The 23,210-nt window shown below is 66.9% G+C and carries 21 protein-coding genes and 1 pseudogene; 16 read left to right on the forward strand and 6 right to left on the reverse strand.

Annotated features, from left to right (window positions below):
• The first annotated feature begins 97 nt into the window (after positions 1–97).
• The 14 genes from NZM16_RS13825 (at position 98) to paaI (ending at position 13,736) form a co-directional block, all read left to right on the forward strand.
• Positions 98–1,123 carry a branched-chain amino acid ABC transporter permease gene (locus NZM16_RS13825; protein ID WP_295480945.1) on the forward strand — a complete coding sequence of 342 codons (1,026 nt, stop codon included), beginning with the start codon at positions 98–100 and terminating at the stop codon, positions 1,121–1,123.
• A gap of 85 nt (positions 1,124–1,208) precedes the next feature.
• The gene (locus tag NZM16_RS13830) at positions 1,209–2,294 is read left to right on the forward strand and encodes a branched-chain amino acid ABC transporter permease (RefSeq protein ID WP_295448195.1); all 1,086 of its coding nucleotides are present in this window, start codon (positions 1,209–1,211) and stop codon (positions 2,292–2,294) included.
• Positions 2,295–2,430: 136 nt separating this feature from the next.
• Complete coding sequence (locus tag NZM16_RS13835; RefSeq protein WP_295448197.1) at positions 2,431–3,267, forward strand: ABC transporter ATP-binding protein; 837 nt, start codon at positions 2,431–2,433, stop codon at positions 3,265–3,267.
• Complete coding sequence (locus tag NZM16_RS13840; protein ID WP_295448199.1) at positions 3,251–4,096, forward strand: ABC transporter ATP-binding protein; 846 nt, start codon at positions 3,251–3,253, stop codon at positions 4,094–4,096. The genes NZM16_RS13835 and NZM16_RS13840 overlap by 17 nt, the downstream gene beginning before the upstream one ends.
• Positions 4,014–4,517 (forward strand): flavin reductase family protein, encoded by a 504-nt coding sequence (locus tag NZM16_RS13845; protein WP_295448202.1) that lies wholly within the window; start codon positions 4,014–4,016, stop codon positions 4,515–4,517. Before NZM16_RS13840 ends, NZM16_RS13845 begins: the two co-directional genes overlap by 83 nt.
• Positions 4,514–5,407 (forward strand): 4-hydroxy-tetrahydrodipicolinate synthase, encoded by an 894-nt coding sequence (dapA, locus tag NZM16_RS13850; protein ID WP_295448205.1) that lies wholly within the window; start codon positions 4,514–4,516, stop codon positions 5,405–5,407. Before NZM16_RS13845 ends, dapA begins: the two co-directional genes overlap by 4 nt.
• Positions 5,408–5,654: 247 nt before the next feature.
• A complete protein-coding gene (locus NZM16_RS13855; protein ID WP_295448208.1) occupies positions 5,655–5,996 on the forward strand; it encodes a hypothetical protein in 342 nt (113 codons plus the stop codon).
• Positions 5,997–6,004: 8 nt separating this feature from the next.
• A complete protein-coding gene (locus tag NZM16_RS13860) occupies positions 6,005–6,748 on the forward strand; it encodes a fumarylacetoacetate hydrolase family protein (protein ID WP_295480947.1) in 744 nt (247 codons plus the stop codon).
• Between the two features lie 86 nt (positions 6,749–6,834).
• The gene (hpaE, locus tag NZM16_RS13865; protein ID WP_295448214.1) at positions 6,835–8,340 is read left to right on the forward strand and encodes a 5-carboxymethyl-2-hydroxymuconate semialdehyde dehydrogenase; all 1,506 of its coding nucleotides are present in this window, start codon (positions 6,835–6,837) and stop codon (positions 8,338–8,340) included.
• 146 nt (positions 8,341–8,486) lie between these two features.
• Positions 8,487–9,968, forward strand: coding sequence for a 4-hydroxyphenylacetate 3-monooxygenase, oxygenase component (hpaB, locus tag NZM16_RS13870; protein WP_295448215.1), 1,482 nt, complete (start codon positions 8,487–8,489; stop codon positions 9,966–9,968).
• 191 nt (positions 9,969–10,159) lie between these two features.
• A complete protein-coding gene (gene hpaD, locus NZM16_RS13875) occupies positions 10,160–11,152 on the forward strand; it encodes a 3,4-dihydroxyphenylacetate 2,3-dioxygenase (RefSeq protein WP_295480949.1) in 993 nt (330 codons plus the stop codon).
• Positions 11,153–11,165: 13 nt separating this feature from the next.
• Entirely contained in the window at positions 11,166–11,942 is a 777-nt protein-coding gene (locus tag NZM16_RS13880) for an alpha/beta fold hydrolase (protein ID WP_295480951.1), read from the forward strand.
• A 23-nt stretch (positions 11,943–11,965) separates the two neighbouring features.
• Positions 11,966–13,330 (forward strand): phenylacetate--CoA ligase family protein, encoded by a 1,365-nt coding sequence (locus NZM16_RS13885; protein ID WP_295448224.1) that lies wholly within the window; start codon positions 11,966–11,968, stop codon positions 13,328–13,330.
• Between the two features lie 46 nt (positions 13,331–13,376).
• Complete coding sequence (gene paaI / locus NZM16_RS13890) at positions 13,377–13,736, forward strand: hydroxyphenylacetyl-CoA thioesterase PaaI (protein ID WP_295448226.1); 360 nt, start codon at positions 13,377–13,379, stop codon at positions 13,734–13,736.
• Positions 13,737–14,532: 796 nt separating this feature from the next.
• On the opposite strand, the gene ahcY is transcribed toward paaI, so the two are convergent.
• Positions 14,533–15,801, reverse strand: coding sequence for an adenosylhomocysteinase (gene ahcY / locus NZM16_RS13895; RefSeq protein ID WP_295480953.1), 1,269 nt, complete (start codon positions 15,799–15,801; stop codon positions 14,533–14,535).
• 140 nt (positions 15,802–15,941) lie between these two features.
• Here ahcY and NZM16_RS13900 point away from each other — a divergent pair, with 140 nt between their 5' ends.
• Positions 15,942–16,823 (forward strand): hypothetical protein, encoded by an 882-nt coding sequence (locus NZM16_RS13900; protein ID WP_295480955.1) that lies wholly within the window; start codon positions 15,942–15,944, stop codon positions 16,821–16,823.
• A 145-nt stretch (positions 16,824–16,968) separates the two neighbouring features.
• Complete coding sequence (gene trmFO / locus NZM16_RS13905) at positions 16,969–18,306, forward strand: methylenetetrahydrofolate--tRNA-(uracil(54)-C(5))-methyltransferase (FADH(2)-oxidizing) TrmFO (protein ID WP_295480957.1); 1,338 nt, start codon at positions 16,969–16,971, stop codon at positions 18,304–18,306.
• Between the two features lie 11 nt (positions 18,307–18,317).
• On the opposite strand, the gene NZM16_RS13910 is transcribed toward trmFO, so the two are convergent.
• From NZM16_RS13910 to NZM16_RS13930, 5 genes and pseudogenes are all read right to left on the reverse strand, one after another.
• Positions 18,318–19,112, reverse strand: coding sequence for an SDR family NAD(P)-dependent oxidoreductase (locus NZM16_RS13910; RefSeq protein WP_295480959.1), 795 nt, complete (start codon positions 19,110–19,112; stop codon positions 18,318–18,320).
• 137 nt (positions 19,113–19,249) lie between these two features.
• Positions 19,250–19,927 (reverse strand): hypothetical protein, encoded by a 678-nt coding sequence (locus NZM16_RS13915; RefSeq protein WP_295480960.1) that lies wholly within the window; start codon positions 19,925–19,927, stop codon positions 19,250–19,252.
• A gap of 63 nt (positions 19,928–19,990) precedes the next feature.
• Positions 19,991–20,626 carry a hypothetical protein gene (locus NZM16_RS13920; protein WP_295480962.1) on the reverse strand — a complete coding sequence of 212 codons (636 nt, stop codon included), beginning with the start codon at positions 20,624–20,626 and terminating at the stop codon, positions 19,991–19,993.
• 59 nt (positions 20,627–20,685) lie between these two features.
• Entirely contained in the window at positions 20,686–21,699 is a 1,014-nt protein-coding gene (gene aroF / locus NZM16_RS13925; RefSeq protein WP_295480964.1) for a 3-deoxy-7-phosphoheptulonate synthase, read from the reverse strand.
• Positions 21,700–22,286: 587 nt separating this feature from the next.
• A pseudogene (locus tag NZM16_RS13930) lies at positions 22,287–23,210 on the reverse strand (hypothetical protein); the annotation flags it as partial.

A 23,210-nucleotide genomic window follows, 5' to 3' on the forward strand; every position in this document is an offset into this window, starting at 1 on the left:
GCCGAAGGCCTCCCGCACCGCCCCCGAAAACCCCCAAATGAGCAATGGACAAAGCACGAAGCCTCAGCAGGACTGAGAGAGGAAGGGGATATCCGCCATGATCCGGGAATGGGCCCGGGGGGAGGGGATTGCACTCGCAAGGCGCTGGGGGATCGCAACCACCGTGGCGGGGTTGACGCTCATGCTGATCCTACTGGGCCAACGCCACGGTTTCGGGGCGCTGGAATACCTCCAGTTCGCCCTGGACGGATTGCGCGGGGGGAGCATCTACGCCCTGGTTGCCCTGGGTTTCGTCCTGGTTTATCGGGTCACCGGGGTGATCAACTTCGCCCAGGGCGCCTTTGTGATGCTGGGCCCGATGCTCACGGCGTTCTTCTATGAGCAACCATGGCCTCCTGTCCCTGGCCTCCGACTGGCCCTGGCCGCGCTGTTGGCGGTGGGGATCGTGGGGATGCTGGGGATGACGATAGAGCGCCTCACCCTGTATCCAGCGCGCCGCGCTTCCCCACTGACCCGGATCATCATCACGGTCGGCGTGTATCTGGCGCTCCAGGGAGCCGCCCTCCTGCTCTGGGGGCCCTACGCGAAGGTCCTGCCCTCTTTCACGACCATGAGCCTGGCCGATCCCACCTTCCGATTCGGGGGGGTGCGGATGAAGGCCCAGAGCCTGTGGATCGCCGGAACCCTGATCGCAACCGTTTTGGCCCTCGGGCTGTTCTTCGGGCGCACCACCCTCGGCAAGGCCATGCGCGCCTGCGCCGTCAACCGCCTGGCGGCCCGGTTGATGGGCATCCCGGTCGATACGATGAGCACCCTGGCGTTCGGGATGGCGGCCGCTCTCGGCGCGATCGCTGGGATCGTCCTGGGCCCGGTCACCCGGGCGACCTACGACATGGGCCTGGAGCTGGGGCTGAAAGGCTTCGTGGCCGCCATCATGGGTGGGCTGGTGAGCTTCCCGGGAGCCGTTCTGGGCGGCCTGCTGCTGGGCGCCCTAGAGAACCTGTGGGCCGGCGTGACCTTGGCGGGCTTCAAAGACCTCTTCGCCTTCGTGGTCCTGATCCTGGTTCTTCTGCTTCACCCACGGGGCTTTGCAGGGGCTGAGGCCGAGACAGAGCGGGCCTGAACGGCAACCGCTCTCCGGGCGCCTCCCCTTCCCTCCATGAGCCAATCGCAGCACCTGACAGCTGCAGTTCAACAAGAGGCGGAAGATGCGTCGCACGGCATTCTCACCGAATTTCTTTGGGTTCGCTATTGGCATCCCGCTGATCCTCGTCATTGGGGCGCTGGAGGCCTTCCGGCCGCTGGGGCTCTCCCTCCCGGCTCTCACCGGGGGCCTACTGACCCTGGACACCATGATCCGGGTCGGCCTGTTCACCATCATCCTGGTGGGGTTGAACCTCCTGATGGGCTACGCCGGCCAGGCCTCGCTGGGGCAGGCGGCGTTCTATGGGATGGGGGCCTTCTTCTCGGCCATCCTGACGGTGCAAGCCCGCCTGCTGGGCCTCCCGCTTGCCCTGACGGCGGCCTGGTGGTGGCCGTGGCTGGTGATGTTCGTGGGCGCCCTCCTGGTCGGCCTGACCGCATACGGGATCGGACGACCGATCCTGCGGCTGCGGGGCCACTACCTGGCGATGGCCACCCTGGGCCTGGGGATCGTCATCTACATCCTGCTCCGGGAGAACCTGGGCCTATCGCATCTCAACCTCACCGGCGGCTTCGACGGCATCCAGGGGATCCCCCGCCTGCGGATGGGCGAGCTCGTGTTGTGGCCAGCCTGGCGCTATTTCTTTCTCGTCTGGCTCTTCGCCTTCGGGGCGATCGCCCTGGGCCTGCGCGTGGTTCACTCGCGCGTGGGGCGAGCCCTGCGGGCGATCCACGGCAGCGAGATGGCGGCGGAAAGCGTCGGGGTGGAGGTTTCCCATTACAAGGCCATGATCTTCGGCCTCAGCGCGGCGATGGCCGCCTTGGCCGGGAGCCTCTATGCCCACTTCCAGACCGCTGTGATCCCGGCCACTTTCGGGTTCGGCCCCTCGCTGGAACTGGTGGTGATGTCCGCGGTGGGCGGCATGGCGAGCATCTGGGGGGCGCCCTTTGGCGCGCTGGCCATCCTGCTGGTCCAGGAGGCGCTGCGCACCCAATTGCACCGGATCATCCCAAACGCCCAGGGGGAATTCGAGGCGATCGCCTTCGGCCTCATCCTGGTGCTGATCATGCTGTTCCTGCCAGAGGGCCTAACGACAGGAGGGCTCCGCTGGCTCCGGAGCCGTCCTCGCCTGCGGCCCCGATGGGGATGACCCATTCCGAAGCCAGCCGTTTCAGCAGATCGCAGAGGATCGGATCCCGTCGCGAGGGCAGGCGGCGAAGCGGCTCGCCCCACCCAACAGGACAGTCTCGGTCCCAATGGGAACACTCCCTCGAACAGGGGATGGAATGACGAAAACGCTGTCGATTCGCCCAGATGGAACAAAGGATCGCGCGGAAGGGCCTCTGCTGGAGATCCGCAGGGTCTCGAAGGCCTTCGGTGGCCTGATGGCGTTGATGGGGGTCTCGCTCCGGGTATGGCCAGGGCAGATCAAAGGGTTGATCGGCCCGAACGGGGCGGGGAAGACCACCCTGTTCAACCTGATCACCGGGATGCTGCGCCCGACTTCCGGCGACATCCGCTTCCAGGGGCGTTCGATCGTCGGGCTTTCACCCTTCCAAATCGCCGCCCTGGGGATCGCCCGGACCTTTCAGAACGTCCAGTTGTTCCGCGGGATGACCGTCCTGGAGCACGTGCTGGTCGGCGGGCATCGCCACAGCCGAAGCGGCCTCCTTGGGGCGATCCTTCGGACCCCCCGGATGCAACGCGAAGAGGAAGAAGCCCAGGCTCGAGCCTGGGCGATCCTGAAGCGGGTGGGGCTGGCGGAATGGGCCGATCGCCCGGCGGAAAGCCTGCCGCTGGGCTTGCAGCGGATCCTGGAGATCGCCCGCGCCCTGGCCGTCGGCCCCCAGCTGATGCTCCTGGACGAACCCGGTGCGGGGCTGAACCCGATGGAAAAGGCCCGCTTGGCGGAGCTGATCCGCTCCCTGAACGCGGAGGGGATGACCGTGCTCCTGGTGGAGCACGACATGAGCCTGGTGATGGGGCTGGCGGATGAGATCGCGGTCCTGGATTACGGACAACTGATCGCGGAAGGGCCGCCGGAGGCCATCCGTCAGGATCCCCGAGTGATCGCCGCCTATCTGGGCGAGGAAGACGAGGTGGGACATGCGGCTCGAGGTTGAAAACCTGGAAGTCGCCTATGGCCCGGTCCGGGCGCTCCACGGGGTTTCCCTGCATGTGGACCCGGGGGAGATGGTCGCAGTGATCGGAGCGAACGGCGCCGGGAAGACCACTTTGCTGCGCGCCATCAGCGGGTTGCTGAGCCCGAAGGCCGGACGGATCCGATTCGATGGGCGCGAGATCACCGGATGGCCTCCGGAACGGATCGTGGCCCTGGGCCTGGTTCAGATCCCGGAGCGGCGCCAGCTCTTCGATTCGATGAGCGTGGAGGACAACCTCCGCCTGGGGGCCTATCTGCGCCTCCGCCGCGGGGAGCGAAAGGCGGTGGAGGAGGACCTGCAACGGGTCTTTGAGATCTTCCCCCGCCTGAGGGAACGGCGGCGGCAGATGGCCGGAACGCTCAGCGGAGGCGAGCAACAGATGCTGGCCATCGGGCGTGGGCTGATGGCCCGGCCGAGGATGCTGCTCCTCGACGAGCCCTCTTTGGGGCTTGCCCCGCTGCTGGTCCAGGAGCTCTTCCGGATCCTCCGGGTCCTCCGAGAGCAGGGCCTGACCCTCCTGCTGGTGGAACAGAACGCCCGCCAGGCCTTACGGGTTGCCGATCGCGCCTACGTGATGGAGACCGGGCGGGTAGTGCGGGAGGGAACCGCTGCCAAGCTCCTGGCCGATCCCGTCCTCCAGGCGGCTTACCTGGGAGGCTCTTCAGCCCTACGCGTTCATCCATCCTCGCCGACGGAGGTAGCGGTTCATGCCCGTTCCAGCCGAACAGCTGCGTCAGGTGATGCGGCGGTGGGCGAGCACCGTGACGGTGGTGACGATGCGAGCGGATGATCAGATCCACGGCCTCACCGCCACCGCCTTCACCAGCGTGTCCATGAACCCGCCGCTGGTTCTGGTCTGCATCCAGAACGATAGCCGCAGCGAAGCCCTGCTCCGAAAGGGGCGCTGTTTCGCAGTGAATTTCCTGACGGAAGATCAGGTGGCGCTGTCCGAACGCTTTGCGGGCCGCATCCCGGCGCAGGACCGGTTCGAAGGGCTTGCCTATCGGGCGGCGGTGACCGGGGCGCCGATCTTAGAGAACGCCCTCGCTTACCTGGACTGCACGGTGGCAGGAGCGTATTGGGGCGGCGATCACACGATTTATCTCGGCCTGGTGGAGGACGCGGGGATCCTGCGAGAGGGGGTTCCCCTGCTCTACTTCCAGGGCACCTATCGACGTCTGGCCCCCGGAAACGGAGGAGGCCCATCATGAAAGAACCCGATCGTCTGCGGGGCTCGCTGGTGCCTCTGGTGACGCCCTTCCGGAACGGAACGGTGGATTGGGAGGGGTTCGCCGGCCTGATCGAATGGCAGATCGCCTCAGGATCCCACGGCCTGGTGATCACCGGCACCACCGGGGAGCCCAGCGCCTTGACCTTCGAGGAACGGGCCGGCCTTTACCGGCTGGCCGTCGAGGTGGCCCGGGGCCGGGTCCCGGTGATCGCGGGGACCGGGACGAACAATTTCGAAGAAACCGTGCGTCTCTCCCAGGCCGCCCAGGCGGCGGGGGTGGACGCGCTGCTGATCGTGGTTCCGTATTATGTGCGGCCATCTCAGGAAGGGTTGTTCCACTATTTCAAGGGGATCGCCGAGCGGGTGGATCTTCCGGTGATCCTCTACAACATCCCGGGGCGCACCGCCGTCCATCTGGAGATCGACACGGTTGCCCGGCTGCGGGAAGCGTGCCCGAACATCATCGGGATCAAGGAGGCCAACAAGGATTTCGAGCACATCAACCGGCTGCTGCACCGGATAGGGCGGGACTTCCGGGTTTACTCCGGGATCGAACTCCTTTGCTTCCCGGTGCTGGCCATCGGCGGGGCCGGGTATGTGAGCGCCACCGGAAACGTGCTGCCGGACCGCGTGGCCCGGCTTTACGATCTGGTGGCGGCCGATCGCTGGCGGGAGGCGCAGGACCTTCACTACGAGCTACTCCCCCTCAACGACGCCCTGTTCATCGAGACCAACCCGGTCCCCGCTAAGACAGCGCTGGGGATGATGGGGAAGATCTCGCCGGAGGTTCGCCTCCCGCTGGCCCCCATGCGGCCGGAGAACGTGGAACGGCTGCGGCAGGTATTGAAAGCATACGGGCTGATTGAATAGAACGCCTTGTCCATTTTTCATTGGGGGGTTTTCGTGGGCGGTGCGGGGGGGCCAAAAGCCCCCGCACCGCCCACGAAAGATTTTTTTCTCTCCCCTTCCCACAGCCCTCTGGGCCGTGGGAAGGGGAGAGAAAGGGGGGAGGGGCCATTGCCTTCCGGACGGGCTTCGGTTCTTCAAATCCTCAGTTCATAACCGGACAAAGCAGTAGGGCCAAATGCTTTAGGTGATCCTCTCCAAGGAGGCCCGAATGGACGCCCTGGCGATCGCTCTGGGGCCGGTGTTTGTGGCCGGGTTCGCGCTGCAGCAGCTGCTTGAGTTGCTGGATCCCTATCTGGATCCTCTGCTCGGGGCGCGCAAACGACGGGTATACGCGGGGATCGCCATCCTCTACGGGCTAGCCTTGGCTGCCTTCACACCTATCCGGACGTTGAAACCCTTTGGGATCGAGGTGGGCTGGATCGATTGGATCCTCACCGCCCTCTTCATCAGCGGAGGGACTAAGGGGATCAACGATCTCCTGAAGTGGCTGGGCTATCAAAAGGAACAGGCCAAGGCCCGATTGAGCGAGGCGCAGATCCAGCGCGTGTGAGGGGAGGAATGCGGATCGCCCGGTTTGCGGCGGAAGGACGGATCTGGGAGGGACAGGTCACGGAAGAAGGCTGGCTGGTGGCGGACGGCCGGGGCTTCGACCCGGCGCAGGTGGTGTGGCTGCCGCCGGTGCCCCCAGGGGGCAAGGCCATCGGGCTGGCCCTGAACTACGCGGAGCACGCCGAGGAACTTCAAGTGGCGCCCCCGGAGGAGCCAGCCCTCTTTTTCAAGCCGCCCAACACCTGGGTCGGCCACCGGGCGCCAGTGCGCTATCCGAAGGGGGTGACGTTCCTCCACGGGGAGGTCGAGTTAGTGGTGATCATCGGGCGGCGCTGCCGCAACGTCCGCCCGGAGGCCGCCTGGGACGTGATCGCCGGTTACACCATCGGCAACGACGTAACGGCCCGGGACTTCGTCGGCAACTTCTACCGCCCGCCGGTCCGCGCCAAGGGGCAGGACACCTTCGGCCCCATGGGGCCGTGGCGGGTGACGCCCGACGAGATCCCGGACCCCCATAACCTGGCGCTGCGCCTTTACGTGAACGACCGCCTGGTCCAGGAGGGGCACACCTCGCGGATGATCCACCGCATCCCGGACCTGATCGCCTTCGTCACTGCGTTTATGACCCTGGAGCCGGGCGACACTCTGTGGACCGGGACCCCCCGGGGGATCGCGCCGGTGCGGCCGGGGGATGTGATGCGATTGGAGATCGAGGGGATCGGGATCTTAGAGAACCCAGTGGTGTCGGAATGATCAGGGACTCCGGGACCAAGCCGGAGATCCCTACTATCCGGCATGCCCTGGGAAGCTTGCCGATTCAGAAAGCGAGGAGCCCACGGATGGAGCAGCGAAACGGCCTCTACGTCGTCCGGCACTTCATCAACAACGCGTTTGTGGACGCCGTGGAAGAGGGCACGTTCGAGACGCTGAATCCCGCCACCAACCGCCCGATCGGCATCGTGGCGGATGGGACCGCTGCGGACGTGGACCGAGCGGTGCGGGCGGCCCGGCGGGCCTTCGATGAAGGGCCATGGCCCCGGATGCCGGCAGCGGAACGGGCCCGCTACCTGCGGCGGATCGGCGATCTCATCCTCCAGCACGCGGAGGAGATCGCCTATCTGGAGGTCCTCGATGTGGGAATGCCCATCGCCCAGGCCGGGAAGGGGGCGATCCCGCGGGCAGCGGAGAACTTCTACTTCTTCGCCGAAATGGCCACCCGGATCATCGGGGAGAGCTATCCCAAGGACGGCGAGTTCCTCAACTACACGATCCGCAAGCCGGTGGGGGTGGCCGGGCTGATCACGCCGTGGAACACGCCGTTCATGCTGGAAACCTGGAAGGTGGCCCCCTGCTTGGCCGCGGGCAACACCTGCGTCCTGAAGCCCGCCGAATGGTCCCCGCTCTCAGCCAACAAGCTGGCGGAGATCATCCTGGAGGCGGACCTGCCCCCGGGGGTCTTCAACGTCGTCCATGGCTTTGGGGAGCGGGCAGGCGCTCCCTTAGTCGCCCACCCGGGGGTCCAGCTGATCTCCTTCACCGGCGAGACGACCACCGGGATGGAGATCATGCGCAACGGGGCTTCGACCCTGAAGCGCTACTCGATGGAGCTGGGGGGCAAGAACGCGGCCATCATCTTCCCCGACGCGGACCTGGATCAGGCGCTGGACGGGGTGATCTGGCAGGCCTTCTCCCTGAACGGCGAGCGCTGCACGGCCAACTCCCGGCTGTTGCTCCATCGGGCGATCTACGACGAGTTCTTAGACCGCCTGCTACAGCGGGTTTCCGCGATCCGGATCGGCGATCCCTTCGACCCGCAGACGGAGATCGGTCCGCTGATCCACCCGGAGCACTGGCAGCGGGTGCGGGGGTATATGGACGTCGCCCGGGCGGAGGGGGCGGTCATCGCCGTTGGCGGGGATCGCCCTTCTCATCTGCCGGAAGGGAACTACTTCGCCCCTACGGTGATCGTGGAGGCGCGGCCGGAGATGCGGGTGGCCCAGGAGGAGATCTTCGGCCCAGTCCTGGTCGTCCTCCCCTTCGAAACCGAGGAGGAGGCCATCCGCATCGCCAACGGGGTCTCCTACGGCCTCGCCGCCTACATCTGGACGAACGACCTCGTCCGCGCCCACCGGGTGGCCCACGCGATGGAAGTGGGGATGGTGTGGATCAACGCCCCGAACATCCGGGACCTGCGGACCCCCTTCGGAGGGGCCAAATACAGCGGCATCGGCCGGGAGGGCGGATTTTACAGCTTTGAGTTCTACACCGAGGTGATGACCGTGCACGTGGCGATGGTCCCACCCCGTATCCCCCGGATGGGGATCGGAGAACGATCCGCTGGGTAGGGGCAGGCCCCGTGCCTGCCCTGATTGGGGGGCAACCACGGGGGTTGCCCGAATAGGGCAACCACAGGGGGTTGCCCCTACAAAAACCATGGGTGGGGCCAACCATAGGGTGCATCCCCTGAACGAAATCGGACCGGGAGGCAGCTATGGGTGCGCGAACCGGCGCGCAATTCCTACAGCGAATCCGTGAACATCCCCGGGACCTCTGGCATCGCGGCGAGCGGGTGGGGGACCCCACGACCCATCCTGCCTTCGCCCGCGGGCTGCGTTCGATGGCCCGGCTCTACGACCTACAGTGGGAGCGGGCGGAGGACTGCCTGTATGAGTCGCCCACGAGCGGCGAGAAGGTGGGCCTCTCCTTCCTGATCCCGCGATCGCCCGAGGACGTGCAGCGGGTGAGCCGGATGATGAAGACCTGGGCCGATGTGCATTTCGGGTTCATGGGGCGGACGCCGGATTATCTCAACCGGGCCATCTCGTATTACGCCTCGGGGGCGGATTTCCTGGGGGAGAAGGAGCCGGCCTTCGCGGAGCACATGCGGCGTTACTATGAATATCTGCGCGAGCACGATCTCTGTCTCACCCACACCCTGATCAATCCCCAGGCCAACCGGGCGGTCGGCCCCTCGAAGCAGGCGGATCCCTATCTGGCGGCTCGGGTGGTGAAGGAAACCGACGGCGGCATTGTGATCCGCGGGGCGCGCATGCTGGCGACGCTGCCAGCAGTGGATGAGCTGATGGTCTTCCCTTCGACGCTGCTGCGGAACACGGAGGAGGACGCCCCATATTGCTACGCCATCGGCATCCCCTGCGACGCGCCCGGCCTGCGCTTCCTGTGCCGCGAAACCCTGGACTACGGCCGCTCTCCCTTCGACCATCCCCTGGGATCCCGCTTCGATGAGATCGACGCCGTGGTGATCTTCCACGATGTCTTCGTGCCATGGGAGCGGGTGTTCATCTATCGAGATGTGGAACGGGCCAACCAGGCCTATGCAGCGACCGGCGCCATCGTGGGAATGGCCCATCAGGTGGTGGTGAAGAACATCGCCAAGACCGAGTTCTTCCTGGGCCTGGCCTCCCTGATCGTCGACGCCATCGGCATCGAGGGCTTCCAGCACGTGCAGGAGAAAGTGGCGGAGATCTGGATCTATCTGGAGACCATGAAGGCGCTGCTGCGGGCGGCGGAGGCCGACGCCCACGTGGACGCTTTCGGCGCCTTCCGCCCCGCATGGCCGCCGCTGGACGCGGCCCGTAACCTCTACATGCGCTGGTATCCTCGCATCGTGGAGATCATCCAGCAGCTCTCCGCCAGCGGCATCATCGCCACCGTCACGGAGGAGGACATGAAGAATCCGGAGCTGGTGGAGGACATCCGCCGCTACTTCCAGGCCGCCCGCGCCGAGGCCTACGATCGCATCCCCCTCTTCCGGCTGGCGTGGGACGCCGCCCTCTCGGCCTTCGCCGGGCGCCAGGTCCAATATGAGCGGTTCTACTTTGGCGATCCGGTGCGCATCGCGGGGGTTATCTTCCAGAAGCACGACCGCACGCCTTATATGGAGAAGGTCCGGGAGTTCCTGAAGCAGATGCGGGAGGAAGCCTTCGCGGAAGCCACCGAAACGATCTCGTAACGAAAAACCCTCGTTTGTAGCAGGGCACGCCAGTGCCCGTCTATGGGTTCCCCAAAAATGGGCACTAACGTGCCCAACTACGCTCGTTTGTAGTAGGGCACGTAAGTGCCCGTCCATGCGTTCCCAAAAAAGAACGGGCACGGACGGGCCCGACTACGAACGAAATCGCGAGCCTTGGATCGGGGGGAGCCATGGGGAACTTCTCCATCACCCGAGCCGCCCATGCGGAGTTCCGCGTGACGGATCTGGAGCGCGCCCGGGCCTTCTATGTGGAGGCCCTGGGGTTCGTGGAGGTCGCCCGGGAGGGGGATCGCCTCTACTTGGGGGGCCTGGAGGAACGGGATCGCTACAGCCTGATCCTGCGGAAGGCGGAAAGCCCCGGCGTCACCCACCTGGCCTTCCGGGTGGCGGACCCGGGGGACCTCGACCGCCTGGCCGCCCTCTATGAGGCCGCCGGATGCCCGATCCGCTGGCTGGCCCCCGACGAGGAAGAGGCCGGCCAAGGACGGGCGCTGCGGGTCCAGGATCCCGCGGGCCTGCCCATCGAGTTCTTCCACGAGATCGCGCAGCGGGAGCGGTTGCTCCAGCGCTTCGACCTCTATCGGGGCGCCCACATCATGCGCCTGGACCACTTCAACTGCCAGGTCCCCAATGTCCAGGAGGCCTACGACTGGTGGACCGGTCGGCTGGGCTTCTATTGTTCGGAATATACGGTGACCGATGAGGACCCGCCCCGGCTGTGGGCGGCGTGGCTGCATCGTAAGCAGAACGTCCACGACATCGCCCTGATGAACGGCATCGGCCCGCGGCTCCATCACCTCGGCTTCTGGGTGGCAGATACCCAGAGCGTCCTGCGGGCCTGTGACATCTTGGCCGCCCTGGGGATGGGGGAGGCCATCGAGCGCGGACCCGGCCGCCACGGCCTGAGCAACGCGTTCTTCCTCTACCTGCGGGACCCCGATGGCAACCGTATCGAGCTCTATACCAACGACTACATGATCCCCGACCCTGACTGGGAGCCCATCCGGTGGTCCATCAACGATCCACGCCGGGCGACGTTTTGGGGTCACATCCCTCCTCGCTCCTGGTTCGAGGAAGCCTCGCCGGTCGAGCATATCCTCACCCGCGAGCCGATGCCGGTGCGGGAGCCCCTGCTGATCGACCGGCCGGTGTTTGTGACCTGAGGGGAAGACAGCGATGAGGGGACCAGGGGACACGCGAAAGATCCCGTTGCGCGATGGGCTCGTCCTGGCGGTGACGCAAGCCGGCGATCCGGAGCGGCCGCCGCTCCTTCTCCTTCACAACGCCTGTAGCACCTTCCGGGCTACCTGGGGACGGGCGCTGGGCCCCCTGGCCACACGGTTCCACGTGATTGGCCCCGACCTGCGTGGGCACGGCGGGAGCACCAACCCGGAGGGCCGGCTGGACCTCCGGGAGATGGCCGACGATCTGGCGACGCTGATGGATCGGATCGGGGTTCCGGACGCCCACGTGATGGCCTTCAGCGGCGGCGCCTCCACCGCCCTCTATCTGGCCACCCGTCACCCCCGGCGGGTCCGCTCGATGGTGCTCATCGGCAGCCATTACACGGTGCGGAACCTTCGGACGCGAGGGGATGCCTTCTGGGACCCGGAGCGGATCCGCCGGGAGGAGCCGGCCTGGTGGGCGGCGATGGTGCGCTGGCACGGTTCCGAGGAGCGGGTCGAGGCGCTGTTGCGGGGATGGCGGGAAGAAGATCATCATCGCCCGGACTTCACCCCGGAAGACCTGCAGGCCATCGCCGTCCCCACCCTGTTGCTGATCGGGGAGAACGATCCGATCACCCCTGTGGAGCAGACAGTGGAAATGGCCCGCTGGCTCCCCCGTGCCCGCCTGGTCGTCTTCCCGGGAGCCGGCCATGACGTCCTCCGGGAGCGACCGGAAGAGTTTTTTAAAGCGGTTCGAAGCTTCTGGGAGGAAATCGGGATCCCGTAAACTTCTCTCTTCTGGAGGGGCCTATGGCGGTGCAGGCGAAGCCGATGTATTGGAACGAGGAGATGGAGACCATGCCGCGGGACCGGCTGGAGCGGCTGCAACTGGAGCGGCTCCAGCGCATCGTGGACTACGTCTACCATCGGGTCCCGCACTACCGGCGGAAGATGGATGAGGCCGGCGTGAAGCCCTCGGATATCCGCCACTTGCAGGACATCACGAAGCTGCCTTTCTCCTCCAAGGCTGACCTGCGGGAGACCTACCCCTTCGGCATGTTCGCCGTCCCCCTGAACCAGGTGATCCGGATCCACGCCTCCTCCGGGACCACCGGGAAGCCGACGGTGGTCGGCTACACCCGGAACGACCTGGAGGTGTGGGCGGAGGTCTGCGCGCGCTGCCTGGTGCTCTCCGGGGCGCGGCCCGGGGAGGTCTTCCAGAACGCCTACGGCTACGGGCTCTTCACCGGCGGCCTGGGGATGCACTATGGGGCGGAGAAGCTGGGGATGGTGGTGGTGCCGGTCTCCGGCGGCAACACCAGCCGCCAGTTGATGCTCCTGAAGGACTTCGGCACCCACGTGATGGCGTGCACGCCCTCCTATGCGTTGGTGATCGCCGATGCCCTCCTGGCCAACGGCTACCGGCCCGGCGACCTCAACCTGCGGGTCTTCATCCTGGGCGCTGAGCCGTGGACCGAGGGGATGCGCCGGGAGATCGAGGAGAAGCTCGGGGTCCACGCCGTCAACATCTACGGCCTCAGCGAGGTCATCGGCCCCGGCGTTTCCAATGAGTGCATCGAAGCCAAGAACGGCTCCCACATCTTCGAGGACCACTTTCTGGTGGAAGTCGTGAACCCGGCCACCGGCGAACCGGTCCCGCCCGGAACCGTGGGCGAGCTGGTCTTCACGACGCTCACGAAGGAAGCCATGCCGGTGATCCGGTATCGGACCGGGGACCTGGCCTCCATCGATCCCGAGCCCTGCGTCTGCGGTCGGACCTTCGTCCGGATGTCGCGGGTGTTGGGGCGGACGGACGACATGCTGATCATCCGCGGCATCAATGTGTTCCCATCCCAGGTGGAAGCCGCTCTGGTGGGCCTGCCGAACCTGGCCCCGCACTATCAGCTGGTCGTCACCCGGGAGGGCCGTCTGGACCAGCTGGAGGTGAAGGTGGAGGTGACGGAGGACTTCTTCCGGCAGGTCGGCGGGGAGCTGCTGGCCGGGGAGATCTTCGAGAGCCTCGAGACGGTGCAGGGCCTGCGGGATCGGGTGAACCAGACCCTCGATGAGGCCCTGGGGATCCACGTAAAGGTCACCCTGGCTCCTCCGAACACGCTGCCGCGCAGCGAGGGTGGGAAGCTGCGCCGGGTGATGGATCTGCGGCCGAAGGAGTGAATCCGCGGATCGGAGGACCGGGAGGGAAGATCCAGAGAGGCGGCCGATGCAGGATCCGTTCATGACGACGCTGGGGATGGAGGGCGAGATCCTAAGCCCCGGGCGGGCCCGGACGCGGGGGATCGTCCGCCCGGAGCACCTGAACCTCCACGGGACCGCCCACGGGGGATTCGTGTATACGCTGGCGGACGCCGCCTTCGCCTTAGCCTCGAACTCTCACGGCGTCCGCGCGGTGGCCCTTTCCACCCACATGGAATACCTGCGACCAGTTCAGGCAGGCGATTCCCTGGAGGCCATCGCCGAGGAGATCCATCGGGGAAGCCGCACCGCCCTCTATCGAGTGGAGGTGCGGCGCGGCGAAGAGCTCGTCGCCTGGTTTACCGGATGGGTATATCGGTTTTCATGACAGGAGTCGCGCCGTTCGCTTCCCCATCGAAGCACTGGGGGCGGAGCTAAGCACCTTGGGCGCCCGGCTCCGCCCCCAAGAAGTCTTTGATCCCCTTCCCGCAACCCAAAAGGCTGTGGGAAGGGGGGAAAAGATTCTAAGGTGCGGAGTGGAGGGTCGAAGGCCCCCCGCCTCGCATTCCGGTTCGCGTTCTTTTTGTGAACGCCTCACGGGCACTGACGTGCCCTACTACAAACAAGGCATTGCTCGTTCGTAGTAGGGCACGTTAGTGCCCGTTCTTAATCTTTAGACGAGTGCTTTGCTTCTCAACCGCACGGGCACTGACGTGCCCTCCTACAAACACCCCCGCTCGCCATTGAACTCACAAGGGCCCGCTTCCCGCCTACGCGTCAGGGGCTCTTACGGGCACTGACGTGCCCTAGGGGGTTCTGGGGGCAGTGCGGGGAGCCTTCGCCCCCAGCACCCGAAAAACCTCGTGGAGCGTTGGGACAGGCAATGAAGCCCCCCTGCTGCTTCCACCCCCCATGCTTCGCCTGGCCTCACCTCCCGCCTTCGCGAGGCCTCGGCTCATGTTCGGAACACGTGCCGCTGGCTGGGTCCGATGGCGGACAAGGGTTTGGGGTGGTGGGGTGAGGGGCGAAGCCCCCCGTCCCACCACCCCAAGGGTTTTTGAATCCCTCTCCCCACGCCGCTTCGCGGTGTGGGGAGAGGGTAGGAGGGAGGAGGATCTGGCCCCTTCCAACCATCGGGCGGTTTGCTCTCCGGCCTGCACGAATTTTGGACATGAGCCGAGGCCTCATGTGCCCTCTTCCCATGAAGCCAGATAGCGCTCCTGCTCCGGGGTGAGGGCGTCGATCCGGATCCCCATGGTTTCCAGCTTCAGGCGGGCCACCGCCCGGTCGATCTCCGGGGGGACCGAGTACACCTGGCGCTCCAGGGAGCGGCCGTTGCGGACCAGATACTCCACCGCCAGCGCCTGGTTGGCGAAGGACATATCCATCACAGCGCTGGGATGGCCCTCCGCCGCCGCCAGGTTCACCAGCCGCCCCTCCGCCAGGACGTAGAGCCGGCGCCCGTCCTTGAGCGTGTATTCCTCCACGAACTCCCGGACCCGCCGCGGCTCCCCGACGCTCATCTCCCGGAGGGCGGGGAGGTGGATCTCGACGTTGAAATGCCCGGCGTTGGCCAGGATGGCCCCGTCCTTCATCGCCTCGAAGTGGGGACGGTCGAGGATATGGATGTTCCCGGTGGCGGTGATGAAGAGATCCCCCTCCCGGGCGGCCTCGGCCATCGGCAGCACCCGGAAGCCGTCCATCGCCGCCTCCAGGGCCCGCAGGGGATCCACCTCCGTGACGATGACCTGAGCCCCCATCCCCCGGGCCCGCATGGCGATCCCCCGGCCGCACCAGCCGTAGCCGGCCACCACCACCACCCGACCGGCCAGCAGGATGTTCGTCGCCCGCAGGATCCCATCGATAGTGGACTGGCCGGTGCCGTATCGGTTGTCAAACAGGTGCTTGGTCAGGGCATCGTTGACAGCGATGATGGGATAGGCCAGCACCCCCTCCCGGGCCATTGCCCGCAGACGGATCACGCCGGTGGTGGTCTCCTCCGTCCCCCCGAGGATCTCCGCCATCCAGGCCGGGCGCTCCTTGTGGAGGGTGCTCACCAGATCCGCCCCGTCGTCCATCGTGATATGGGGCTGATGAGCCAAACATGCCTGGATATGGCGATAATAAGTGGCCGTATCCTCTCCCTTGATGGCGAAGACCGGGATCTCGAAAAAGCGCACCAGGGCGGCGGCCACATCGTCCTGGGTGCTCAGGGGATTGCTGGCGCACAGGGCCACTTCCGCCCCACCGGCCTGCAACGTCCGCGCCAGGTTCGCCGTCTCCGTGGTCACGTGCAGACAGGCGGAGATCCGGATCCCTGCCAGCGGGCGCTCGCGCTCGAAACGCTCCCGGATGCGGCGCAGCACTGGCATCTCCCGCTCCGCCCACTCGATCCGGTCCAGCCCCTGTTGGGCCAGCGAGAGGTCTTTGACGTCAAACGGCTTGCCGGTCATCGGTTCCCCCTGTTTCGAGATTGACATCCGTGCTGTCCCCACGGTATTGTAAAGCAGAAGTCGCGCCATCGGGAGACAGCAAATCCCCAGTCGATCACTGGACGAAGCACTCACATCCTGAACCTCACGGAGGCGACGACATGGCACACCGGATCCGATGGGGCTCCCTGTTTTTCGTCGGCTTGCTGCTGGCGACCGCCGGATGGCATCCGGGGAGATCGGCCATCGCGGAAGCGCCCCCTCCCCCGCCCGACCCGGTCTCGCCTGCCAGCACACACCGTGTGTATCTTCCCCTCGTCTTTAGAGCCCCCCGGGCCTGCGACCCCATCCCTGGGGTCAGCTACATCCACTTGGATGTGCTCTCGACGGATCGATACGATCCCAACAAGCCCCCGCCGGACAACAATCCCGATTACCGGCTCTCGTTACTGGGATACTACCCGGTGAACCGAGCCCGGCAGCTGATCCCTTACGACCCCTCCCATGCGGATCCCCGGGCCCCTCAATTCACCACCCTATTAGCGGACCAACCGGTGCCGCCCATCGTCAACACATACCAGGCCTGCGGCTGGGACTGGGTCCGCCACCAGCCGATCTGCCCGGCGCCATGGGACCATCCCAACGGGTGGCCGCCGGTCTCGGCCCTCGGCCTCCAGACCGCGCCCGAAACCATCGTCCAGGTGCCGGATAGCGGCTACGTCCCCGGCTGGGACTGCGGCCCCGGCGGGTGCGACGCGCTGGTCCTCTACGCCTCGGAGTGGGAGATCACCCTGCGCTACGCCCGGGAGGATGACTTGTTCCCCGGCTACACCATCCACATCGTAGGGATCTGCGTGGAGCCCTCGCTGCGGGCCCTCTACCGGACGCTGCACGCCCAAGGGCGCGAGCGCCTGCCCGCGGTGTATGGCGGGCAGCCCATCGGCCGGGCCTGGGGGAACGAGATCATCATCGCCCTTCGCGACAACGGCCCCTTCATGGACCCTCGGGACTGCCACAGCTTCTGGCGCGGGCATTGCCCATGACGGGTATGGCCCCCTGCCGCCTTTGCCGCATCTCCGGATAAAATCCTACAGAGGGGGAAGCGACCGGCGGAGCCCCCGCCGGGAGCGGCGCTGCGCGGAGGGTTCCGCTGGGCGAGATCCTGCGAAGGCGGAGGGATGGCCGGTGATGTCCGAGCTGATCGTCATCGGGGGTGGGCTGGCCGGGTCGGAGGCCGCATGGCAAGCGGCGCAGCGGGGCATCCAGGTTCGGCTCTACGAGATGCGGCCCGGGAAGTTCACCCCCGCCCACACCACCGCATGGCTGGCCGAGATCATCTGCTCCAACTCCCTGGGCTCCGACGAGCTGGAGAACGCCTCGGGGCTCCTGAAGGCGGAGCTCCGCTCCCTGGGCTCGCTGCTGATGGCCTGCGCCGACCGCACAGCGGTGCCCGCGGGGAAGGCCCTGGCCGTGGACCGGGAGCTCTTCGCCCGCTGCGTGACGGAGCACATCGAGAGCCACCCGCGGATCACCGTGATCCGGGAGGAGGTGACGGAGATCCCGGACCGCCCGTGCCTCATCGCCACCGGGCCTCTCACCTCCGATGCCCTCGCGGCGGCCATCCAGCGGCTCACCGGCCAGGAACACCTCTACTTCTACGACGCCATCTCCCCCATCGTGGCCGCCGATTCCATCGACATGTCGATCTGCTTCAAGGGCTCCCGCTACGGCCGGGGCCAGGAGCCTGATGGGGACTACCTGAACTGTCCGATGACCCAGGAGGAATACGAGGCCTTCGTCGACGCCCTGATCGGCGCGGAGACCATCGAGCTGCGGGATTTCGAGCGCGAGGACCCGCGGTTCTTCGAGGCATGTCTGCCCATCGAGGTGCTGGCGAAGCGGGGGCGCGAGGCCCTGGCCTACGGCCCGCTGCGGCCCACCGGCCTGATCGACCCGCGCACCGGCCGCCCGCCCTATGCCGTCGTGCAGCTGCGGCGGGACAACCGGGCGGGGACGATGTATAGCCTGGTGGGGTTCCAGACCAACCTGAAGTGGCCGGAGCAGCGGCGGGTGTTCCGGATGATCCCCGGCCTGCAGAACGCGGAGTTCCTGCGCTACGGCCAGATGCACCGCAACACCTACATCAACGCGCCCGCCTTGCTGGAGCCCACGATGCAGTTCCGAAGGCGGCCCGATCTCTTCTTCGCCGGGCAGATCACCGGGGCGGAGGGTTACGTGGGGAACATCGCCACCGGGCTGGTGGCGGGGGTCAACGCCGCCCGCCTGCTGCGGGGCCAGCCGCCGCTGGTCTTCCCCCGCACCACGATGATCGGGGCCCTGTGCGACTACCTGGCCCACGCTGACCCGCGGGACTTCCAGCCGATGAAGGCGAATTTCGGCCTGCTGCCGCCGCTGGAGCGGCCGCCCCGGGACAAGCGGGCCCGGGCCCTGGCTTACGCGCGCCGGGCCCTCGAGGACCTGCGGCGGTTCTGGGCCGAGAGCGGCGAGGTGGCCCCGGAAGGCTGAAGGCCGGCCCTCTACGCCGAAAGAAAGCCCCCATCAGCGGGGATCAGGGCGCCGGTGACGTAGCTGGCCAGATCCGAGACCAGAAAGAGCACCACCCGGGCCACTTCGTCCGGATCGCCCCAGCGCCCCAGGGGCAGCCGCCGCCCGAAATCGTAGCCCGCCAGCCACCACCGCGGGTGCAGCGAGCGCAGCGCCCGGCGGATCAGCCGGCGCGTGCCGGGCGTTCGGATCCCGCCCGGGAGGACGGCGTTCACCCGGAAGCCCGCCTTGCCGTAATCCCGGGCCAGCCCCCGGGTCAGGGCCAGCAGCCCCGCCTTGCTCACCGTGTAGGGGATCAGATCCGCCTGGAAGGGCAGGATCGCCTCGATGGTCCCCACGTTCACGATGGCCCCACCCCGGCGGCCGCGGCGGGCGATCATCCCCTGGCACATCCAGAGCGCCGCCTTCAGGTTCACCCGCAGCACATGCTCCAGGAACCCGGGATCGACCTCCGAGAAATCGCGAAAGGGATAGATCCCGGCGTTGTTCACTAGGATGTCCGGGACCTGGGCGTCGGGAAGGCGTTTCCAGAGGGCGCGGACCGCCTCCTCGTCGCCCAAGTCCAGGCGAACCGGATGGGCCTCCCCGCCCGCGGCGCGGAGGCGGTCGGCCAGTCGATGGAGCGCTTCCTCCTGGATGTCGACCAGCAACAGCGCGGCGCCGGCCTCGGCCAGGCGCCGCGCGATCGCCTCGCCGATGCCGGAGGCTGCCCCAGTGACGAGGGCCCGGCGCCCGCGCAGCGAGATCAGTTCCGAAACCGGGATCATCCTCTCCCTCACCTCCAGCTCCCAGGGGTTCCCTTCAATGACGGAATGGGGCTCCGGGGTTTCCTGATCCCACCCCCGAGATGATCCAGGCCGGTCCGCCGGCACCGTCAAGGTCAGGCTGGCCCTTCCTCAGAGGCCTATCCGCGGCGCGGCCGCGCGGCCATCAGCGTCAGCCCAGCGATCAGCGCCAGTGCCGCCGGCACCAGGAAAAAGGCATGGATCAGCCACCCCTCCGGGCTCATGATCAGCGACCACCACCGAGCCACCGGATCAGGCTGTAGAGGCTCGAGCAGGCGAAGCGGGCGCTCCGGGAGGAGGCCGAGCGCTCCATGGATCCGCTGCAACAAACTCCAGACGCGGCTCAGCAGGTGAACCCACGAGGCGATCCAGATCAGGGCCACCCCCAGAAGGGCAAGCGGAGCCCAGATGATGCCCTGTCGCCACAGGAGGGGCCACGATAGCAGCACGGCCAGCACAACCGGCGGCCAGAGGGGCATCAGCGCCACAAACCCGATCGTTGCGAACGGGCTGAGGGAGCGCGTGACCTCCTGGAGCATAACATAGAACAGAACCCCAAACAGAGCGGACCAGGTCAGCGCGGCGAGGGCGAGCCAGCTCCCGATCACCGGGCGCACCCGGCGGCCCGCCCCAAGGGCCCACGTCGTGGCGAAGAACAGCCCGACCAAGGGAAGGCCTATCGGCGGGAAGATCCACCAGCCCTCATACCCGCTCAGGCCAGTGCCCGTCAGGCCGCCGGTGACGATCAGCGCGGCCAGGCCGAGCAGCCCCGTCAGCAACCCTCCCACAATCCGCATCGCCCCCTCCTTTCCACAACTTTACGATCCAGCGAGGAGCTGGCGTCTCCTTCGCGGGATCCGCTAAGATCCTCGGAGAGCCTTTCGAACCTTCTCCTGCGGTCGTTCCTGATCGCCTCTGGAGAGAGAGGGCGAATTCTCCTGGAACGAGGGAAGTTCCACCACCCAGATCCCCCAGGCCTCCGCCAGCTCCCGGAGGTTCTCCCGCGTCTCATCCCACCGTTGATTGATCACCAGGATCTTCGCCGTGTAGATGCCGAGGCGCTCCCGCCCGCAGGCGGCGTTCAGCTGATCCAGGACCTCCTTCGTCCCGGCCTTCCGGCCCGTTTTGGCTTCGATCACGCCCACGCGGTTGCCCCGCCGGACCACCAGGTCCAGCTCCAGCGCGCCGCCGATCCGCACCCCCCTTTCCACCTCGTCCACTACTCCCGCCAAGGCCTCGGCGATCGCCCGCTCGAAGGCAAGACCCAGAGAATCCTTCCTTCGCTTCGCCTCATCTTCCACCTGATAAGGCCCTATGTAGGCTCGCAGGTAGTCGTCCAGCGTGATCATCGCTGGGATCTGGATAGGCGGATCCGCCGCAATCTGCCCGCCTTGCGTAAACCGATATCGGTGGAGCTGCTCCCGTCTCCCTTCGCTCTGGAGATACACGAACGGCGCGCCGAGTCGGGCTGCGACCTGATATGCGGCCAGGACCATCGCCTTGGTGCCGCCGGTGAGGTTGAAGATCCATTAAATAACATTAACTGGCGATTCCCTTACAGCGTCCGCCCCACAGCTTCGGCGACCCGACGCAGCTCCTCCATCAGGGCGGCGAAGCGATCAGGCTTCAGGGATTGGGCGCCGTCGGAGAGGGCGGCCTCCGGGCGGGGATGGACCTCAATGATCAGGCCGTCCGCCCCCGCCGCCACTGCCGCGCGGGAGACAGCCGGCACCAGGTTCCACCGCCCGGTCCCGTGGCTGGGGTCGACGATCACCGGCAGGTGGGTGAGCTGCTTCAACAGCGGGATGGCGTTGATGTCCAGGGTGTTGCGGGTGTAGGGCTCGAAGGTCCGGATGCCCCGCTCGCAGAGGATGACCTGGTGGTTCCCCTGAAGCAGGATGTATTCGGCAGCCAGCAGGAGCTCCTCCACCGTGGACATCAGGCCCCGCTTGAGGAGGACGGGCTTGCGGGCCTTGCCGACGGCCTCCAGGAGGGCGAAGTTCTGCATGTTCCGGGCGCCGATCTGCAGGACGTCCGCGTATTCGGCAACGATCGGGACGTGTTCAGGGGCCATCACCTCCGTAACGACGGGGAGGCCGGTCTGCTCGCGGGCCTCGGCCAGCAGCCGCAGCCCCTCGACGCCAAGCCCCTGGAAGCTGTAGGGCGAGGTGCGGGGCTTGAAGGCGCCCCCGCGCAGCATGGAGGCCCCCGCCGCCTTCACCGCGTGGGCCGCCTCCAGGAGCTGCTCCCGGCCCTCCACCGCGCACGGCCCGGCGATGACCACAACCTTCGTCCCGCCGATGACCACCCCGTTGACGTTCACCGTGGTGTCCTCGGGCTGGAAGTCCCGGCTGGCCAGCTTGAAGGGCCGCAGGATGGGGACCACCCGTTCCACCCCCTCCCAGAAGAGGATTTGGTCAGGGTTCAGCGGCCGCTCATCGCCGATGATGCCGATGATGGTGCGCTCCACCCCCTGGGAGAGGTGGGCCCGGAATCCCATCCCCTCAATCTGGGCGACCACGTTCGCGATCTGCTGGGGCGTCGCCCCATGCTTCATCACGATGATCATCGCTCTCTCCTTTCGAAGATTTTGCCGGATCGCGGCCCGGGGCGCGAGCTTCCCGCCGGCATAGAGGATCTCGTTCGATCCAAAATAAAAAACGTGGGGCCTGTCGGCCCCACGCTGGGTTCTGGATTCGAGGATTTTGGGGAAGGCTTAGGCCCGAGGACCCGCGCGGGGCGACCGGCCAAACCCGCCCGGTCCGGCGTAATGGGCGAAATAGAAGCAACCGCTGTCGAGCGCCCGCGCGCTGGCCATCGGATTCATCCGACCTGTTCTTTAGCGTTTTTATCGCCGCGAGGAGGAGCGCTTCAAAGGCAGATCGGGCTTGACGTTCCGGCGGGGATCACCCACCTGAACGACGAGGGTTCAACGAGCCCCCGCTTTTTGAAAGGTTGGCCAATGGCGAGGGAACCTGAAGCGACACGCCGCCCCTGGCCCAGGTTTTTACCCAAGATTACATACACCCCGCTGGGTTTGTCAAGTCTGCCGCCTCGGCCCCTGGCGCTTCCCCTCCAAACTTACAGGAGAGCCCGAAAGCCGCTCACGGCGGGGCGACTTCCGCCGGAGACACCCGCCCCTCCGCCGATGATCCCTCAGGGCGCCTCGGCCGCGACCTCCAGGAACCCGACCGCCACGGTTTCCCCGACGACAGCGCTCACCGGCATGATCCGCCAGCGAGCGGCGGGCTCCTGCACGGAGAAGGCCAGCGCCCGGATGGCTTCCTCGCCGCCGGCAAGCTGGAGCGCCGGGCCCCTATGTTCACGATACAGCACCGGCCCCTCTGGGTCCCAGAACGTCCCCTCAGGCAGCGCCCGGGGATCGGCCGGGCCGGGAGCCGGGCCGACCAGCATCGGAACGGTGCTTGCATCCGGGCTCTCCAGGGACACCCCCGCCTCGCAGCCGGAGGGGCGCATGCAGCGGGCCTGCAGGCGGACCACCACCCACACCCAACCTTCTGCCCATGGGCCCTGGGCGATGATGCTTCCCGTGCTCTCGTCGACGACGGGCAGCGCCTCCCGGACGACGCGGGCGTCCAGGAGGGTGACCTCCAGGCCGTCGAGCGGGAGCGGGCGGCCCGGCGGGAGGGGGAAATCGCGCACGCGTCCGGCCAGGGCCGGCGGGAGGGGCGCGAGGGGGATCAGGGCCTCGCCGCCCACGCCTCCGATCGGGATCGGAACCAGGAGGCTTCCGCCCATTCGGAATTGTCGGAGGAGCAGATAGGCCGGCGCGACGTCCGGCGGGAGCTCAAACCGACAGGTGCCGGCCGCCTCCCAGCCTGGCGGCTCGTCCCCGCTAGCCCCGCACGGACCGGGCCCCGAAGGATGGATAACCCGCAGGGTCGGGGGGCCTGGGGCGGGGCCTTCGACCGCCAGCAGCCAGAGGCCGAAGCCCGCTTCCCGAGACGCCGAAAGGAAAAGCGGGTTAAAGCCCTTCTGCCCCTCGATCTCCTCCAGGGTGCCCCGCCGCGCCTCGAGGTCGACCTCCACCCGCCCTCCCTGGATCCGAACCTCGCGCAC

It is taken from the genome of Thermoflexus sp. (assembly GCF_025055495.1).
In the GTDB taxonomy this organism is placed as follows: Bacteria; Chloroflexota; Anaerolineae; order Thermoflexales; family Thermoflexaceae; genus Thermoflexus.

Bases quoted from the DNA above. Each gene is read 5' to 3' on its own strand.
- NZM16_RS13825 (WP_295480945.1), top strand. From the start codon at position 98: ATGATCCGGGAATGGGCCCGGGGGGAGGGGATTGCACTCGCAAGGCGC.
- NZM16_RS13830 (WP_295448195.1), top strand. From the start codon at position 1,209: ATGCGTCGCACGGCATTCTCACCGAATTTCTTTGGGTTCGCTATTGGC.
- NZM16_RS13835 (WP_295448197.1), top strand. From the start codon at position 2,431: ATGACGAAAACGCTGTCGATTCGCCCAGATGGAACAAAGGATCGCGCG.
- NZM16_RS13840 (WP_295448199.1), top strand. From the start codon at position 3,251: ATGCGGCTCGAGGTTGAAAACCTGGAAGTCGCCTATGGCCCGGTCCGG.
- NZM16_RS13845 (WP_295448202.1), top strand. From the start codon at position 4,014: ATGCCCGTTCCAGCCGAACAGCTGCGTCAGGTGATGCGGCGGTGGGCG.
- dapA (WP_295448205.1), top strand. From the start codon at position 4,514: ATGAAAGAACCCGATCGTCTGCGGGGCTCGCTGGTGCCTCTGGTGACG.
- NZM16_RS13855 (WP_295448208.1), top strand. From the start codon at position 5,655: ATGGACGCCCTGGCGATCGCTCTGGGGCCGGTGTTTGTGGCCGGGTTC.
- NZM16_RS13860 (WP_295480947.1), top strand. From the start codon at position 6,005: ATGCGGATCGCCCGGTTTGCGGCGGAAGGACGGATCTGGGAGGGACAG.
- hpaE (WP_295448214.1), top strand. From the start codon at position 6,835: ATGGAGCAGCGAAACGGCCTCTACGTCGTCCGGCACTTCATCAACAAC.
- hpaB (WP_295448215.1), top strand. From the start codon at position 8,487: ATGGGTGCGCGAACCGGCGCGCAATTCCTACAGCGAATCCGTGAACAT.
- hpaD (WP_295480949.1), top strand. From the start codon at position 10,160: ATGGGGAACTTCTCCATCACCCGAGCCGCCCATGCGGAGTTCCGCGTG.
- NZM16_RS13880 (WP_295480951.1), top strand. From the start codon at position 11,166: ATGAGGGGACCAGGGGACACGCGAAAGATCCCGTTGCGCGATGGGCTC.
- NZM16_RS13885 (WP_295448224.1), top strand. From the start codon at position 11,966: ATGGCGGTGCAGGCGAAGCCGATGTATTGGAACGAGGAGATGGAGACC.
- paaI (WP_295448226.1), top strand. From the start codon at position 13,377: ATGCAGGATCCGTTCATGACGACGCTGGGGATGGAGGGCGAGATCCTA.
- ahcY (WP_295480953.1), bottom strand. From the start codon at position 15,801: ATGACCGGCAAGCCGTTTGACGTCAAAGACCTCTCGCTGGCCCAACAG.
- NZM16_RS13900 (WP_295480955.1), top strand. From the start codon at position 15,942: ATGGCACACCGGATCCGATGGGGCTCCCTGTTTTTCGTCGGCTTGCTG.
- trmFO (WP_295480957.1), top strand. From the start codon at position 16,969: ATGTCCGAGCTGATCGTCATCGGGGGTGGGCTGGCCGGGTCGGAGGCC.
- NZM16_RS13910 (WP_295480959.1), bottom strand. From the start codon at position 19,112: ATGATCCCGGTTTCGGAACTGATCTCGCTGCGCGGGCGCCGGGCCCTC.
- NZM16_RS13915 (WP_295480960.1), bottom strand. From the start codon at position 19,927: ATGCGGATTGTGGGAGGGTTGCTGACGGGGCTGCTCGGCCTGGCCGCG.
- NZM16_RS13920 (WP_295480962.1), bottom strand. From the start codon at position 20,626: ATGGTCCTGGCCGCATATCAGGTCGCAGCCCGACTCGGCGCGCCGTTC.
- aroF (WP_295480964.1), bottom strand. From the start codon at position 21,699: ATGATCATCGTGATGAAGCATGGGGCGACGCCCCAGCAGATCGCGAAC.